The organism is Henriciella sp. AS95 (assembly GCF_038900055.1).
In the GTDB taxonomy this organism is placed as follows: domain Bacteria; phylum Pseudomonadota; class Alphaproteobacteria; order Caulobacterales; family Hyphomonadaceae; genus Henriciella.
In genome coordinates this window covers 2,238,898-2,254,813 of sequence record NZ_JBBMQM010000001.1, presented here as the reverse complement: position 1 = coordinate 2,254,813, position 15,916 = coordinate 2,238,898, and the positions used below count along the sequence as shown (strand labels likewise).

General features: G+C 56.5%; 16 protein-coding genes. 6 read left to right on the top strand and 10 right to left on the bottom strand.

What is annotated here, in order from left to right:
- Window positions 1-20: 20 nt before the first annotated feature.
- The 3 genes from WNY37_RS11200 to WNY37_RS11190 are packed head-to-tail and all read right to left on the bottom strand — an operon-like array spanning window position 21 to window position 3,378.
- Window positions 21-1,385 carry a sigma 54-interacting transcriptional regulator gene (locus WNY37_RS11200; protein ID WP_342973474.1) on the bottom strand — a complete coding sequence of 455 codons (1,365 nt, stop codon included), beginning with the start codon at window positions 1,383-1,385 and terminating at the stop codon, window positions 21-23.
- Window positions 1,382-2,434: an ATP-binding protein gene (locus WNY37_RS11195; RefSeq protein ID WP_342973473.1), complete on the bottom strand. Its 1,053-nt coding sequence runs from the start codon at window positions 2,432-2,434 to the stop codon at window positions 1,382-1,384. Before WNY37_RS11195 ends, WNY37_RS11200 begins: the two co-directional genes overlap by 4 nt.
- The gene (locus WNY37_RS11190) at window positions 2,431-3,378 is read right to left on the bottom strand and encodes a tRNA-dihydrouridine synthase family protein (protein ID WP_342973472.1); all 948 of its coding nucleotides are present in this window, start codon (window positions 3,376-3,378) and stop codon (window positions 2,431-2,433) included. Before WNY37_RS11190 ends, WNY37_RS11195 begins: the two co-directional genes overlap by 4 nt.
- A 161-nt stretch (window positions 3,379-3,539) precedes the next feature.
- Here WNY37_RS11190 and WNY37_RS11185 point away from each other — a divergent pair, with 161 nt between their 5' ends.
- Entirely contained in the window at window positions 3,540-4,679 is a 1,140-nt protein-coding gene (locus tag WNY37_RS11185; RefSeq protein WP_342973471.1) for a bifunctional 2-C-methyl-D-erythritol 4-phosphate cytidylyltransferase/2-C-methyl-D-erythritol 2,4-cyclodiphosphate synthase, read from the top strand.
- Window positions 4,680-4,689: 10 nt separating this feature from the next.
- Window positions 4,690-5,181, top strand: coding sequence for a CinA family protein (locus WNY37_RS11180; RefSeq protein WP_342973470.1), 492 nt, complete (start codon window positions 4,690-4,692; stop codon window positions 5,179-5,181).
- Here the strand turns inward: WNY37_RS11180 and WNY37_RS11175 are convergent.
- Complete coding sequence (locus WNY37_RS11175) at window positions 5,178-5,624, bottom strand: type II toxin-antitoxin system RatA family toxin (protein ID WP_342973469.1); 447 nt, start codon at window positions 5,622-5,624, stop codon at window positions 5,178-5,180. The two genes, WNY37_RS11180 and WNY37_RS11175, sit on opposite strands and share 4 nt — an antisense overlap.
- Before the next feature lie 7 nt (window positions 5,625-5,631).
- On the bottom strand, window positions 5,632-6,579 hold the full coding sequence (gene lipA, locus WNY37_RS11170) for a lipoyl synthase (RefSeq protein WP_342973468.1): 948 nt from the start codon (window positions 6,577-6,579) through the stop codon (window positions 5,632-5,634).
- A 150-nt stretch (window positions 6,580-6,729) separates the two neighbouring features.
- On the opposite strand from lipA, the gene WNY37_RS11165 reads away from it, so the two are divergent.
- From WNY37_RS11165 to WNY37_RS11150, 4 genes are all read left to right on the top strand, one after another.
- On the top strand, window positions 6,730-8,301 hold the full coding sequence (locus WNY37_RS11165) for an AMP-binding protein (protein WP_342973467.1): 1,572 nt from the start codon (window positions 6,730-6,732) through the stop codon (window positions 8,299-8,301).
- 89 nt (window positions 8,302-8,390) lie between these two features.
- Window positions 8,391-8,912, top strand: a complete 522-nt coding sequence (locus WNY37_RS11160) for a RimK/LysX family protein (RefSeq protein WP_342973466.1) — start codon at window positions 8,391-8,393, stop codon at window positions 8,910-8,912.
- A gap of 40 nt (window positions 8,913-8,952) precedes the next feature.
- Complete coding sequence (locus tag WNY37_RS11155; RefSeq protein WP_342973465.1) at window positions 8,953-10,533, top strand: UUP1 family membrane protein; 1,581 nt, start codon at window positions 8,953-8,955, stop codon at window positions 10,531-10,533.
- Complete coding sequence (locus WNY37_RS11150) at window positions 10,533-11,510, top strand: alpha-L-glutamate ligase-like protein (RefSeq protein WP_342973464.1); 978 nt, start codon at window positions 10,533-10,535, stop codon at window positions 11,508-11,510. The genes WNY37_RS11155 and WNY37_RS11150 overlap by 1 nt, the downstream gene beginning before the upstream one ends.
- On the opposite strand, the gene WNY37_RS11145 is transcribed toward WNY37_RS11150, so the two are convergent.
- The 5 genes from WNY37_RS11145 to lpdA all read right to left on the bottom strand — a co-directional run bounded on the left by WNY37_RS11145 (window position 11,507) and on the right by lpdA (window position 15,914).
- A complete protein-coding gene (locus WNY37_RS11145; protein ID WP_342973463.1) occupies window positions 11,507-12,409 on the bottom strand; it encodes an SDR family oxidoreductase in 903 nt (300 codons plus the stop codon). The genes WNY37_RS11150 and WNY37_RS11145 overlap by 4 nt on opposite strands.
- Window positions 12,410-12,451: 42 nt before the next feature.
- On the bottom strand, window positions 12,452-12,811 hold the full coding sequence (locus WNY37_RS11140) for a hypothetical protein (protein WP_342973462.1): 360 nt from the start codon (window positions 12,809-12,811) through the stop codon (window positions 12,452-12,454).
- A 28-nt stretch (window positions 12,812-12,839) separates the two neighbouring features.
- Window positions 12,840-13,676 (bottom strand): mechanosensitive ion channel domain-containing protein, encoded by an 837-nt coding sequence (locus WNY37_RS11135; protein ID WP_342973461.1) that lies wholly within the window; start codon window positions 13,674-13,676, stop codon window positions 12,840-12,842.
- 44 nt (window positions 13,677-13,720) lie between these two features.
- Window positions 13,721-14,398, bottom strand: a complete 678-nt coding sequence (gene pdeM, locus WNY37_RS11130) for a ligase-associated DNA damage response endonuclease PdeM (protein WP_342973460.1) — start codon at window positions 14,396-14,398, stop codon at window positions 13,721-13,723.
- Window positions 14,399-14,504: 106 nt separating this feature from the next.
- Window positions 14,505-15,914, bottom strand: coding sequence for a dihydrolipoyl dehydrogenase (gene lpdA / locus WNY37_RS11125; RefSeq protein ID WP_342973459.1), 1,410 nt, complete (start codon window positions 15,912-15,914; stop codon window positions 14,505-14,507).
- Window positions 15,915-15,916: the final 2 nt, after the last annotated feature.

The window sequence follows — 15,916 nt, the reverse complement described above, 5'->3', positions numbered from 1 at the left end:
ACAGAACGACGAAAGGTCAATTATTCGTCTGCGATACCCAGGGAGTTTATACGCGCACGGAGCGTATTTCTGTTGACGCCCAGCAGGGCCGCTGTTCGCAGCTTGTTGCCCGATGTCACCGAAAGCGCGAGCTTGATCAGCGGGCGCTCGACTTGCTCCATGACCTGCTGATGAATCTTGCTGTCGTCCGGCGACGCCTGCAGAAGATCAGCCATAACGAAGCGATGCAACAGGGACTCAATTTCCTTCTCGAAGCTCGAATTGGACGAAATATCCTTCAGCGCTTCAGCCCGCAGCTCGCGTTCGATCTCGCGCTGAGATATCACGGCATCGGGGCTAAGCGCTGCCAGGCGCATAATGAGGTTTTCAAGCTCTCTGACATTGCCCGGCCAGTCATAGGCCATCATCAGATCCATTGCGGCGGGTTCGATTTGCTTGGTCGACAGTCCTTTGCGTTGAGCCCGCAACAGGAAGGCTCTGACCAGCTCTGGAATATCCTCTTTGCGCTGGCGAAGGGGCGGCATGAATATCCGCACCACGTTTATTCGGTAGAACAAATCTTCGCGGAAACGGCCCTCATCAACCAGTTTGGCGAGTGGCTGGCGCGTGGATGCAATGATGCGCGCGCCGCCTGCTTCCCTCATCAGTTTCACAAGTTGAGTTTGCGCTTCAGCTGGCAGATCTCCAATCTCGTCGAGATAGAGCGTTGCCTCTTTATCAAAGGCGAGCCCGGGCTCATCTTCCGTGCCGAACAGATCGCGGCTGATCTGATCAGTTGGCATAGCGGCAAGATCGAGTGCTTTGAACTTGCCGTTCTTGCCGCTGCCGAGTTGATGGATAGCCTGAGCCGCCAACTCCTTGCCTGTTCCAGACTCACCCTCGATCAACACGGTAAGGTCCGTATTCATCACGCGGGAAATGATCCGGTAGACCTCCTGCATGGGGTCTGAGCGCCCTATCAGCGGCAGGCTACCCTCGCCTTCGGTAGCAGCGGCCGCCGCCGCCGTGTCCTTCTTTATCGGTCCTTTGAGCGCACGGCCGACAAGGCTGGAGAGCTGATCGATATCGAACGGCTTCGGAAGATAGTCGAACACACCGTGACGGGCCGCAGACGCAGCGGTCAGGATCGTGTTTTGCCCGCTCATCACGATGACCGGCAATTCTGGCCGCGCCAACTTGATGGAAGGCAAAAGTTCGAAGATTGCTGTGTCGCCGAGGTAGACGTCTGTAACGACGACGTCTCCTTCACCATTGCGTATCCAGCGCTCCAGTGCGTCGGCCGAGCTGGTCGCGCGAACCTGGTAGCCTTCCGTGACCAGCGTCTGGTTCACAACAAGACGGATGCTGGCATCATCTTCAGCGAGAAGGATTGTTTTCTGAGTCATGGGCGTTGGTCCTGTTTCATTGGCAGGAAAACTGAAAAGCGGGTTTGTCCGGGTCGACTTTCAACCTTGATGCGCCCTTCATGGGCAGCGACAACTTCAGAGACGACGCTGAGGCCCAACCCCCTGCCGCCGGCCTTCGTTGAGGAGAACATGTCAAACATCTGTTCACGCTGACGCGGCGCAATGCCTTTACCGTTATCTTCAATGGTAACGCGGATCGCGCGCTGAAGGCGTTTTGCATTGCGTGTCTTGGAGAATGCAAAACCAGTCTCGAAAGCGGTTTGAAGCGTCACCTGCCCCCCTCCATCACTTTCCGCAGCCGCTTCGGCGGCATTGCGGACAATGTTCTGGAAGGCTTCGTGAAGATGATCTTCATCACCAAGTATTTCCGGCAAGGACGGATCGTAGGCGCGCCTCAACCTGATAGCGCCGCCATGCGCTGCCTCCTCGGCAAGCAAGACCTTGTCCAGCAGCTCATGAATATTGAAGCGGTCGCGCCGCGGGGACGAAAAGAGCTCAAACGCGGACAGACGACTCACCAGTCGCTCAATCCGGTGCGCTTCGCTGCGAATAATATCGAGGAGCGGCGCTTGGTCTTCGCTCGCGGATCGCAACAATAGCTGGGCGGCGCCGGAAATGCCAGCAAGCGGGTTCTTTACCTCGTGACCCAGAATACGGCCGAATCCGGAGATGCCAACGGCACCCCCGGCAGGGTCACGTGCAGGCGCCTCGGAAATGACCATGATTGCCCTGTTCGGTGGAACGGGTCGAAGCTTCACATCGAACAAGCGGTTGCCGCCAATGGCAGGCCCCGAGACAGCAACACCATGGGCGCTGACATCACCGTCCTGGCCATAAACCCGGTCCAGCAACTCAAAAAGAGGCGAGTCGTGAAACACGAACTCGCTGAGAGCCTTGCCTCTCAATGTCGATTCTGAATGTCCCAGCACCATCTGCGCTTCGGTGTTAGCCGCCTCGATGCGGCGCCGGTCATCCAGTTGGAGCAAAGCGAATGGAGCCAGATCAGAAAGGTTTAGCGTTGAAATCATGCGGCCAGGCTCCGCTCTTCCAGATAGATATCACGCAGGATGCCGATGAGGCGCTCAGCATCAGGGATCTGACAGACCAGGGCTCTCGTTTCGCGGCGCTCTGCATCGGCCCAGTCGGCATCCAGATGAGCTATCGCCGCCGAGATGTGCTTGCGAACGATACGGGCACCTAACCGCGCTCCATAGAGCGTCAGACTGTCCTCGATTTGCTCAAGCAGGCTATCGAGTTGTGTTTGCCTGTCGGGCGTGTCGAACGATTCACCACGAAGTGCTGCTGAAACAGCGCCCAGTATCCAGGGGCGCCCCATCGCGGCTCGTCCAATCATGACGCCTTCCGCGCCAGACTGAGCCAGAGCATCAAACGCACTGGCAGCGCCATCAATATCGCCATTTGCCAGGACGGGAAGACTCACAGAGTCGACGGTGTCTCGGATCGCCGACCAACTGGCCGTTCCCTTGTAGAATTGACAGCGCGTGCGGCCATGGACTGTGATCATGCAGATACCAGCTCGTTCAGCGTAGCGGGCGATCTCCGGCGCGTTCAGGGTTGTATCATCCCAGCCCAAACGCATCTTCAGCGAGACCGGCCGGTCGCCCGCCCCTTCAAGCGCTGCATCGATAATTGCCTGAGCCAGTTCCGGCTCGCGCATCAGCGCTGACCCCGACTGTCCACCGGTAACCTGACGAGCCGGGCAGCCCATATTTATATCGATCTGATCAACGCCGGCTTCGGCCATTAGACCCGCGCCCGCTCGCATATCCTCTGGTTTGCGAGCTGCCAGTTGCACGATCCAGCGGCCTTTTCCTTCGTGTCGACAGGTACGACGCACCATATCTGGCCGCGCCGAAGCGAGCGCTTCACCGGCGACCATCTCCGACACAACCGCCTCGGCCCCGAACCGCACAGCCTGACGGCGGAATGCGGCGTCGGTCGAGCCAGACATTGGAGCAAGCCAAACACGCTCTGCCAATTTTTTGTGCACTTTACCCATTACAGTTTTCTCACCTAAAATGTTGCATTGCACAATAGGCAAGCACAATTGGGCGCAGCATTTAGCTCGTTCGCTGTGGCCATCCTGCATCAACAGCAGTATTGGCTACCACCATGAAAGTGCACGCCATTATCGTTGCTGCAGGCAAAGGAACCAGAGTTTCTGGGAGCACGCCAAAGCAATTCCGCACTTTGGGACAGCGTCAGGTTTTTGAGTGGTCTCTGAACGTTCTCCATACGCATCCCGAGGTCGACACAATTTGCCTCGTCATGCCTTCATCAGAGGCAGCAACACATATTGCCGACCGTGAAAAGCTAATCATCACAGCAGGCGGTCACACGCGCTCACAATCTGTACGCAACGGATTAGAGTCTCTGGATGCACAAGAGGATGACATCGTCCTCATTCACGATGCGGCGCGTCCTGGTCTCGCACCCGCGCTGATCAGCGCCCTGATATCGTCCCTTGAGACAGCCGACGCTGCGGCCCCTGCCCTGCCCGTAACCGATGCATTGAAGCGGCGGAGCGACGCAGGTCTCGAAAATGTTGATCGGCATGAGCTTTTCCGGATCCAGACACCGCAAGCGTTCAGATTTGGCCAGATTTCTGCCGCGCTCAGCAATACGACAGACGACTTTGTGGACGATCTGGCGGCGATCGAAAGTTTGGGCGCGAAGGTGGCGCTCATTGATGGTGACCGCACGCTGGACAAGATCACCTACGAGAAGGATTTCGACATCATGACGCAACTTCTCGATGTCGGCTCAAGCCCAGTCCGAGTGGGCACTGGTTTTGACGTGCACGGATTTGAACCGGGAGACCATGTCACGATTTGCGGTACGAAGATTCCCCACGACCAGGCACTCGCAGGTCATTCGGACGCTGACGTTGGCTGGCATGCTTTGACAGATGCGATTTTCGGTGCGCTCGCTCTCGGTGATCTCGGTGATCACTTTCCGCCAAGCGACCCAAAGTGGAAGGATGCGGACTCCGGGATATTCCTGTCTCATGCGCTGTCACTTGCAGCCAACGCTGGATGGCAGCTCGACAGCTGCGACATCACCATCATTTGCGAAGCCCCGAAAGTGAAGCCGCACCGGCAGGCCATGCGCGAAGCAACCGCTACGCTCGCACAACTACCCCTCGATCGCATCAGCATAAAAGCGACCACGACCGAGGGGCTTGGCTTCACCGGGCGCAAGGAAGGCATTGCAGCGCAGGCGATCGCAACGCTATGTCGGAAGCCTGCCTGAAAGGACGTCCATGTTTTCTGATCGCATTCGAAATTTGTGCCTGCTCGTAATGGATGAAGCCCGCGAACGGCGGGTTAGAATCGTCACCGCCGAATCCTGCACTGGCGGACTGCTCGCAGCGCTCTTCACTGAATTTTCCGGCTCTTCAGACGTCTTCGAGCGAGGCTTCGTCACCTACTCAAATCGGTCAAAGGAAGAAATGCTCGGGTTGCCCGGCGACATGATTGCGGACTATGGCGCGGTGTCTGAAGCGGTCGCCCGCTTGATGGCAGAAGGCGCTCTGGAGAATAGTCGAGCCAATTTGTCTCTGGCCATCACCGGCATCGCCGGGCCGGGCGGCGGCACCCCGATGAAACCTGTCGGTACCGTCCACATAGCCTGCGCCCGCGAAAACAAGGCGGTGTTGCATGAGGCCTGTTACTTTGGGGACATTGGAAGAGCCGAAGTCAGAATGGCGACGCTGGAGACCGCGCTGAATATGATCCGTCAGCAAATTCCCTAACCGTAACGTCGATCCGCCTCTTCCTTGAAGGCCGTCATGATCTTGGACACGGCAAGGTCCGTATTTGCACGTGCCAGTAGCGACAAGACCGGGTTACGAAACTCATAGTCAATGAAGAAGTCGACGATGGTCGTGCCATCCGAGGCCTCGCTCAGATCCCATCTGTTTTTTAGCCGACGGAATGGCCCTCTAGCGAGATCAACCTTGATCGAATGGCTTTGAGGATCAGCCGCAATGTCGGTCGCAAAGCGTTCGGAAAACCCCTTGAAGCCGACGCGCGCTTCGCCTCTGTAGTAGCGAATGCCGTTAGCTTCCTCGACATCAGAAACCTTTATGTCTCGGATCCACCGGATGAATTCCGGGTACCGCGAAATGTCTGCCACGAGTTCAAATATCTGATCGGGCGAATACGGGATCAGGACTTTCTTGGAGAGTGTCGGCACAATCGGACTAGCTGTTGACTTGCAGCCGGGCCGCTCGCAGCTGTTCGAAATCTTCGCCAGCATGATAACTCGAACGCGTCAGTGGCGACGCGGACACCATCAGGAATCCCTTAGACCGCGCAATCTCTTCATACGACTTGAACTCGTCAGGATGCACGAAGCGATCCACCGCAGCATGTTTGCGTGTCGGCTGCAGGTACTGACCGATGGTGAGGAAGTCGATGCCCGCAGACCGCATATCGTCCATGACCTGCATCACCTCCTCTTTCGTTTCGCCCAAACCGACCATGATGCCAGATTTTGTGAACTGGTTCGGATCTCTCACTTTGACGCGCTCAAGCAACCGAAGCGAATGGTAATAGCGCGCGCCTGGGCGGATTGAGAGATACAGCCGCGGCACAGTCTCCAGATTGTGATTGAACACGTCGGGACGCGCGTCGATGACCTTGTTTTCCCACCCATCCTTACGCAGGAAATCAGGTGTCAGAATCTCGACCGTCGTGCCGGGGGACGCTTCACGAATAGCTTCAATAACTGCAACGAAATGCAACGCTCCGCCGTCTTCCAGATCATCACGATCGACAGAGGTGATCACGACGTGCTCAAGCCCCATTTCAGAAACGGCTTCAGCAACCCGGCGCGGCTCGTCGGCATCGACGGGTGAGGGCTTGCCGGTCGACACATTGCAAAAAGAACAGGCGCGCGTGCAAACTTCGCCCAGGATCATCATCGTTGCGTGCTTCTTGGTCCAGCATTCACCGATATTCGGACACCCAGCCTCCTGGCAGACGGTGACCAGACCTTTGGATCTCACCAATTCCTGGGTCTCGGCAAATCCCTTGCCGGTTGGCGCTTTGACGCGAATCCAGTCGGGTTTGCGCAGGACCGGGGTATCGGGCCTATTGCGCTTTTCCGGGTGCCGGAACTTTGTTTTGCCGTCGATCAAGGTAACCATGGTCTCTAAATGGCCTGCTGCGCCCTACTCATCAAGCCGCATATCCACATGGCAGGGCTGCTCCGTCTGACAGTAGGCGTTTGAATTGAGCACGGAATATGACACTCTAAGTCGAGAAATAATAACAAATTTCCAAGGGTGAGGCCGCATATGCCGAACATTCCAATGGCGATTCCATTTCAGCCGAAACGTGCGCGTACCGATATTTTCTCTGCAATTCTGCGCGCCAAAAAGGAATTTGGCGGATCAAAAATCGCGATCATTGATGGAGATGAGCGCGAACTCTCCTACTCGGAAGTCGTCCGCGCATCGTTTGCACTGGGGTCTGCGCTGAAAGGCATGACCCGAAAGAACGAGACACTCGGCATTATGCTGCCGACGGGTGCTGGGGCCGTCATAGCCTTTCTAAGCGTCTTGGCCGCTGGCCGTACGCCCGCAATGCTCAATTTCACGGCCGGTTCGGCGAATATTCGATCGTCCATGAAGGCTGCGGAAGTCACCAGGATTGTAACGGCACGCAAATTCGTAGACCTCGGCGGGCTGGAACCTCTCATTCAGGAATTAGAGCAAAGCGCCGAGATCATTTATCTCGAAGATGTTCGCGAGAATCTGAGTCTGGGTAATAAAATTGCCGGTGCTCTGGGCCCAATATTCCCGAAATTCTTTCATCCCGGACAGTCCTATAAGAAGACGGGTGTCATTCTCTTCACATCTGGCACGGAGGGTGAGCCCAAAGGTGTTGTTCTAAGCCATGAAAACGTCATTGCGAATGTCGAACAGGTTCGTGCGCACATTGGGCTGAACCCGGAGACCGATTCGGTCTTCAACCCTCTACCGACGTTTCACTGCTTTGGTCTGACAGTGGGAGCCCTCCTGCCCATCATTGCCGGCGTAAAAGCAATCTTCCATCCAACTCCGTTGCAACCAAAGGAAATCGCCAAACGTATTCGCCAGACAGGCGCCACGATCTTGCTGGCGACCGATACTTTCATCTCGCAGTACACCCGCGCTGGCGACGAAGGCGATCTGGATTCGGTTCGTCTGGCCGTCTGTGGCGCTGAGCGCGTAAAGGATGAGACGCGTCAACTGGTGCGGCGGAAATTCGACATCGAAATCCTCGAAGGCTATGGCGCAACAGAGGCGTCCCCAGTGGTCGCCGCCAACCGTCCTGAAATGAACAAGCCCGGCACCGTTGGGCAACTCATGTCCGGCATGGAATGTGAGCTTGTTCCAGTCGAGGGCATCGAAGAAGGCGGCAAGCTGAGAATTCGAGGGCCAAACGTGATGCTTGGCTATATGCGCCCGAACAATCCTGGCGTGATCGAGCCGACCGATAATGGCTGGCACGATACTGGAGACATCGTTGCGATCGACGGAGATGGCTGCATCTGGATTCGCGGACGCGTGAAGCGATTTGCCAAGATTGGCGGTGAAATGGTGTCACTGTCCGTCGTTGAAAACTGTGCCAGTGCGATCTGGCCAGACGACATGCATGCAGCCGCCGCCATTCCTGATGCCCGCAAGGGAGAGCAGATTGTGCTGTTCACCACTGCGAAAAATGCCGACAGAAGCGCCATCATCGCCTGGTCACAATCTCACGGCGTGTCGGAACTTTCTGTGCCCCGAAAGGTCTATCACGTTGAGGAGATACCCGTTTTGGGAACCGGCAAGATTGATTATGGCGCGGTGAACAAGATGGTCCTCGACTACGCCGAAGTCTGAGCAACACCAGGATGACAGTATTTGCCATCTCTTGATCACAATTTGAGTGTTGAAGGACGCCCGCAAGAAAGACCCCAAAGGAATCACTCATGACCCTCAAGAGCCAGGTCGCCGCCCTTCTCGCGATATGTTTCGTCGCGTCTCCCGCAGTCGCCGATTCAGATAGCGACGACAAGCACGTATTGGGCTGGCTGGAACATGTTCGCATCGCAGATCTGGACATTGAACTTGACGCCAAACTGGACACAGGAGCGACGACCTCGTCCATCCATGCTGAAATCCTGTCCAAACCCAATCGAAAAGATTTCGATGACGAGGACGAGAGCCGTGACATCGTTTTCAAAGTCATCAATGAGGATGGCGACGAACGAACCATCGAAACCGAAGTTGTTCGCTGGGCAGCCATCAAAACCAAGAAGGCAGGTGTGATTTACCGCCCTGTCGTGGATCTTGAATTCTGTTTGGGTGGGCGTTTGATCGAAGATGAAGTGACTCTCGCAGATCGCGCACACTTCAACTATGAAACCCTCATCGGCAGAAATATGTTGAAAAAAGCGAGTATCATTGTCGACTCTAGTGAAATTTACACCAAAAAGGCTCGCTGCAGCTGATATCAGCTTATCGAGTCTTTGAGGTCGAAGGGGTCGCCGCGTGAAACGCATTCAATTGTTGATTATTGTAGGAGTTCTGATCGCTTCAGCGCTCGGTATTTTCTTCTACAAGGTCACGCAGCTCGGCTTTCCTGTCGTGCCAGACCTCGATTCGGACACCTGGACACTCGAAGCCAAGGTGTCGTTCCGCGGCGAGGGAGAGCCCGTCACTTTGAGATTGGCGCTGCCGGAATCGGAAGGACAGTTCTCCGTCGTCGACGAGTCGTTCATCGCATCGGGCTTTGGCATCGAAACCACCACCGACGAAACTGGTCGCCGCGCCGTATTTGAGCGCCGTGCTCAGGATGGTAGCGCAGTTCTTTTCTACCGGGCTAAACTCATTTCGGTGGACCGCCGTCTCGGCGCCAACAACGCACGGCCGACGCCAGAAGCCATATCGGACTACCGCCGCTCGGAGCGGCGCCGCGCCATCCAGGAAAACGCGACGCCGCTTCTGGTTGCCCTCGATTCCGTCCTCTCGGAAGCTCTGGAGAAATCCGCGGGAGAACGCAGCTTCATTGCGCAGCTGGCGCGCCTCAGCGCTGATGAAGATGATGACCGTATCACGACCATAATTGAGGGCGGCCCTCCGGAAATCCGCAACGCGTCGGACCGCCTCGTCTTCCTGCTGAATGCGGCAGGAACGCCGGCCCGTCATGTGCAGGGCATCATGCTCAACACTGACACGCGTCAGGCGCCGTTAGAGAGCTGGGTTGAATATTGGCTGAATGATGAGTGGGTCAGCGCCAGCGCAAGATCGGCCGAACCCCTCGACAATTCCCGGGCGCTGCCCATCGTTTATGACCGCGCACCAATCGTCGATGGTGACGGCTTCAGGCGTCTGGGCGTGTCCTGGTCCGTCGCCAGAAACTTTGAGAGCCAACTCGTTCGCGCGATGGAACGCGGACAAGAATACGCGCCCTGGGTGAACGCGACGTCGCTGTTAAGCTTGCCGATCGACCTTCAGCTTGTTTTCCGCGTTCTCCTGCTCATTCCGCTCGGTGCCCTTATCATCGTGCTGTTGAAACAGATTATCGGGATGCCAGCATTCGGAACGTTCATGCCAATTCTGATCGCGCTGGCATTCCGTGAGACGTCGCTATTCACCGGCATGATCCTGTTTATAGGTATCGTCTCTATCGGCCTGTTGTTACGGGCTTATTTCAATCAGCTTCAGCTTTTGCTTGTGCCTCGACTGGCGGCTGTCCTGATCATTGTGACATTCCTGATGATGACGATCGCACTCATTGGCGAAGCGGCTGGAATACAGACCGGGCTTTCAATTTCGCTGTTCCCACTCGTCATCATTACGATGACCATCGAGCGCATGTCGCTAACCTGGGAAGAAGACGGCGCTCAGGAGGCGTTGAAAAAGGCCGCAGGATCATTGGCTGGCGCCGTTCCGGGGTATTACATTCTCACGAGTGAATATATCGAACACATTGCGATCGTCTTTCCGGAATTGTTGCTCATCGTGCTCGCGATCGTCCTGATGCTCGGTCGCTATACCGGCTACAAGGTCACGGAGTTCTTCCGTTTCAAAGTTCTCGCCAATGAGGCTGAACGCGTTGAGGAGCGGTGATGAGACCCTTTACCCGACTCGCCAAAGCCGGCGTTCTCGGCATGAACAGCCGAAATCTGGACTTCATTGCCGCCTATAACCCACGCCGGTACTACCCGCTCGTTGACGACAAGATCATTACCAAGAAGCTCGCCATAGAAGCCGGCGTCACCGTCCCAGAACAATTTGGCGTGATCCGGTATGGCGGTGAGATCGACATCATCGAGCAGATCGCAAAAAAGCGTGCGAGCTTTGTAGTGAAACCCGCTCGCGGCTCTGGCGGCGGCGGCATTATGGTCTTCAACGGGCTGGCAAAAACAGGCCTGCGCCGGATGAGTGGCCAGATAACCCCATGGAACGACGTCAAATATCACATCAGCAACATGTTATCGGGCATGTTCTCGATGGGAGACGGCTCCGATGAGGTATTGATTGAAGAACGGCTGGTCCCCCATTCCGCATTCTCGAAGCTCGCCTTTGGCGGTGTACCAGACGTGCGCGTGATCGTCTTTCGCGGCATTCCCGTCATGGCGATGTTGCGCCTTCCCACGGCCGAATCCGATGGTAAGGCAAACCTCCACCAAGGCGGCGTTGGCGCAGGTATCGACCTTGTCTCCGGCATCACCACGCGCGGCGTACAGCATAACGACGCGGTTGACCTCCATCCCGACTTTGAGACGCCCGTTCGCGACTTCCAGGTCCCTGCATGGCCAGAAATCCTTGAGCTCGCCTCGCGGCTCGGCCACCACATTGGTCTAGGGTATGTTGGTGTCGACATCGTGATCTGCGAACACAAGGGCCCCACCCTGCTTGAACTTAATGCACGTCCGGGCATCGCCATTCAGACGGCTAACCTCCGAGGCCTCCGACCGCTTCTGGTGCCGATCCATAAGATGACATCAATTCCTGAAGACGTTCACGAGCGGATCGATATCGCCAAAGCAAACTGGCGCGGCGAATCGCTCGACCAGTTCATAGCGCCTGGCGAAGAAGCCTAAACGCTACGCTGCGCCTTATCCTTGGCATTCGTGGCTTCGATTGCATCGCGAGCCGCTTTCCATTCTTCGTCACCCCACGCCGTCAGGGCCGCAAAGTTGCCACCGGATGCATTGTACATGGCGCCATCGATCGCAATCGTCTGACCGTTTACATATTCAGCACCGGGCGCCATCAGGAAAACGGCAAGATTGACCAGTTCGTGCATTTCGCCAACGCGCCCCATCGGATTCGCCGCGCCGGAATCCATTCGCTTTGCGCCTTCCTCATCCGGCGCCAGGCGTTTTGACATTCCTTCCGTCGGGAATGGACCAGGCGCGATGGCGTTAAACCTCAATCCATAACGGCCCCACTCTACAGCGAGGCTCTGCGTCATCGTGTTGACCGCGGCTTTGGACATCGCTGATGGCACAACGAATGGGCCTCCATTCCAGACCCATGTGGTCAGAATGGACGCGACATTTCCTTTGCGCTTTTCGGCGATCCACCGCTTGCCTATGTCATGCGTCATATAAAAACTGCCGCGGAAGACGATGTTCGAGATGGCATCAAATCCTCGAATAGAGAGATCCTCTGTTCTCGAGATGAAGTTTCCCGCAGCATTATTGATCAGCCCCGTCAGCGGGCCATGCGATGACCAGATCGCATCATTCATGTCGGTAATCGCTTCAGCGACACGAATGTCACAAGCATGCGGCACGACCTTCCCGCCGTGCAGGTCCATCAACTCGCTCGCTGTATCTTCACAAACGGCACCACGCCGCCCGCAGATATGCACTTCAGCGCCAAGCTTCAGAAAGCCCTCTGCCATCTCTTTTCCGAGCCCCGTCCCGCCTCCTGTCACCAGAATACGCTCGCCTTTGAGCAGGCCATCGCGGAACATCAGCTTTGAGGTGTCCATTTTTTCGTCTCCCTGATTTGAAGAATTCGTATGCGTCGCTGCCTATTTGCGAAACGGCAGACTCGCCAGGCGCCACAAGACCCAAAGCGGCAGCACAATGCTTGCCCCGGCCAAGAGTGGCTTCCAGAAGTTCGTTATGGCCCATATCGCCGCGCCTGCGAGGTTCTTGATCAGATCGGTCAAGGCGCCAAGCACATTCACATCCTTGGCTGCTGGATCGAACTCAAGCGCCAGCAGAAAGAAGCCGACCAGGACGCAAACCACGACGAGTTTGAACCCGCCCCAGATGGACAACCCAAACAGCCTTAGCAGGACAGGCCGTTTGGGCACCTTGGTGGATGTCTTCTTGGTCGAGGCTGGCTCGACAGGCGTTACAACAGGTTCTTCACCAGTTGCTGACACCTCTTATCCTCCCCTGATAACGAGCCGCTCAGCTCGCTTCCTTCTGAACGACAGTACGGTGCGGATATGGAATGGAAATGCCCTGATTGTCGAATTCTGCCTTAACCTGCTTGATCATGTCGAATTTGAGCGGCCAGTAGTCAGCCGTATTGCACCACAGCCGCGCCTGGATATCGACAGAGCTGTCACCAAGATTCACGACTTTGATGAACGGTTCGGGATCCTGAAGAATGCGGTCATCGCGGTCGACAAACGATCTGATGATCGCAATCGCCTTATCCATATCGTCGTCATAATCGATGCCATATGTGATATCGCAGCGTCGCGTCGCGAAACCCGAATAGTTCTTGATCGCCCCGTCGATCGCCTGGGTGTTCGGAACGATGATTTTCACATTGTCGGTTGTAGCAAGGATCGTCTGGAACAGATTGATGTCCTTTACCGTGCCGGCTTCCCCATCAATCTCGATATAGTCGCCCAGTTTATAGGGCCGGAACAGCATGATCATGACGCCGGACGCGATGTTGCCTAGCGCGCCTTGCAGCGACAGGCCGATGGCCAGCGTCAGTGCACCGAGAATGGCGACAAAGCTCGTCGCCTGCACCCCAAAGACTTGCAGCGATGCAATGAAGACGGCCGCTGTCGCGAACCAACGCACCACAGAGCCAAAGAAACTGCCCAGCGTTTCGTCTACGCCGGGGCGTTTGCTGATCTGTTTGCGCACTAGGTTCGCGAGCCAACCGGCAATCCGCAGACCGATAATCAGGACGAATAGCGCGCCAACGACCTTCAGCGCACCTGAGAGAATGATCGGCCAGTATTCGGCCCACAAGGCCGCATAATCGAGGTTCTGGAGTTGCTCCATGATAAGTGTCCTTCTTGCGTAAGGATTTGTTTCTATGCGCTAAACTAGAGGCGCCATCCGGAATTGCCACCACGATCACTGACATCTCGTCTCAGCGTCCGGGCGTCCGCGAAATATACGCTCTGAGTACTCGTCACAAAAATGGAAGGGGACTGCGCGAAACAGGCTGTAACAGCTTCATCAAGAACATTGAGTCCACCTGTAAGCGTTCCAAGCGACGGCATGATCATCTGCTCTCCATCAGTGACAAAGCATTTTCGCCGAACGCTGCGCCCCCGCCCGCCTATTCGCGCGACGGGATGCAGATGGCCAGCAATTTCACCGCGTTCGCCAGCCGGCTCGTGCCTGAAGACACATTCGCCGATCCGCAGCGTGTTTATGCCTGTGCCACCAAGATGGGCTGGCGGGTCAGGGTCATGATTTCCCTCGACCCAGAACCACTCACAGCTGTCTGTCAGCCGCCGGATACGCGCGACATCACAAGCGGCAAGCCGTTCTTCTGATGATGCATCGTGAAAACTGTCGCCGAGCGAAATCACCCGCTCTGGCCTGAACTGAGCCGTCAACCGTTCGACGATGCCGAGTGTCGCGCCTGTATCGTATGGCGGCAGGAGCTGGCCCCTGCGCGCATAACTCGAGCCTTTTTCCAGGTGTAGATCGGAGACGATTAGCGTCTTCTGCGCATCCCACCAGAGCGCGCCTTCCGGCGTTGGCTGAAACATATCGCCGCCAAACCATATGAAGGTCTGCTCATTCATTTTTCGGGCGGCGCTTGGCATAGCCGGAAACTGACCGGGGTCGCCCGCGCCGTCAAGCGGCGCGGCGCTTCTAGATGTGAAGAACTTTGCCGTAAGCGGCGAGCACAGATTCGTGCATCATTTCGGACAGTGTTGGGTGCGGGAATATGGTTTCCATAAGCTCGGCTTCGGTAAGCTCCCCCTGCCGCGCAATGACATAGCCCTGGATCAATTCTGTCACTTCAGCGCCGACCATGTGAGCGCCCAGCAACTCGCCTGTCTCGGCATCGAAGATCGTCTTCACCATGCCGTCACCGGCACCGAGCGCGATCGCCTTGCCATTGCCGATGAACGGGAACTTGCCCACCTTCAGCTTGCGCCCTGTCTCTTTGGCTTTCGACTCTGTTAGCCCAACGCTTGCGACCTGCGGATGCGAATAGGTGCAGCCTGGAACATTCGACGCATCGAATGGATGGGCTTCATTTCCGCCTGCTATGCCCTCGACGCAGATCACGCCTTCATGGCTGGCCTTGTGCGCGAGCCATGGCGGGCCTGTCAGGTCGCCAATCGCATAAAGCCCTTCAACGCCAGTGCGGCCGAACCCATCGACAACGACATGCGTCTTCTCGACTTTAACGCCAAGCTCCTCGAGGCCGAGATTCTCGACATTGCCGACGATACCGATCGCGAGGATGACGCGATCCGCTTCAATCTTCTCCGTCTTGCCGCCGACAGACACTTCAGCGGTAACGCTGTTCTTGTCTTTCTTCAGCGATTTGACCTGCGCGCCCGTGTGAAACTTCAGCCCCTGCTTCTCAAACTGCTTGCGCGCCATCGCCGAGATTTCTTCGTCCTCGACCGGCAGGATGCGGTCCAGCGCTTCGACGACGGTCACATCGCTGCCCAGCTCATTATAGAAGCTCGCAAACTCGATCCCGATGGCGCCGGAGCCGATCACAAGGAGTTTCTTCGGCGTGACATCGGGCACCATGGCCTCGCGATAGGTCCAGATCAGTTTGCCGTCCGGCTCGAGGCCTGCCTGAGGAATGGCACGGGCGCGGGCACCCGTTGCAAGCATGACATGCTTGGCCTGATAGTCCTTTGACTTTCCGTCCTTGTCCTTGACGGTCACGACCGGCGCAGGCTTGCCCTTCTTCAGGCTCGCTTCGCCCATAAGAACGTCGATCTTGTTCTTTTTCATCAGATGACTGACGCCAGACGAAAGCTGTTTCGCGACGTTGCGCGAGCGCTTCACGACGGCATCAAGATCAAAATCCGCCTTGTCGATCTTCAGGCCGAAATCCTTGGCATTCTTCGCCAGGTGCAGCACTTCGGCAGAGCGAAGCAGCGCTTTGGTCGGAATGCAGCCCCAGTTGAGACAGATCCCGCCAAGGCTCTCGCGCTCGACAATGGCGGTCTTCATGCCAAGTTGTGTCGCACGGATGGCCGACACGTAGCCACCCGGGCCTGAACCAACAACAATCAGGTCGTAATCAGCCATAA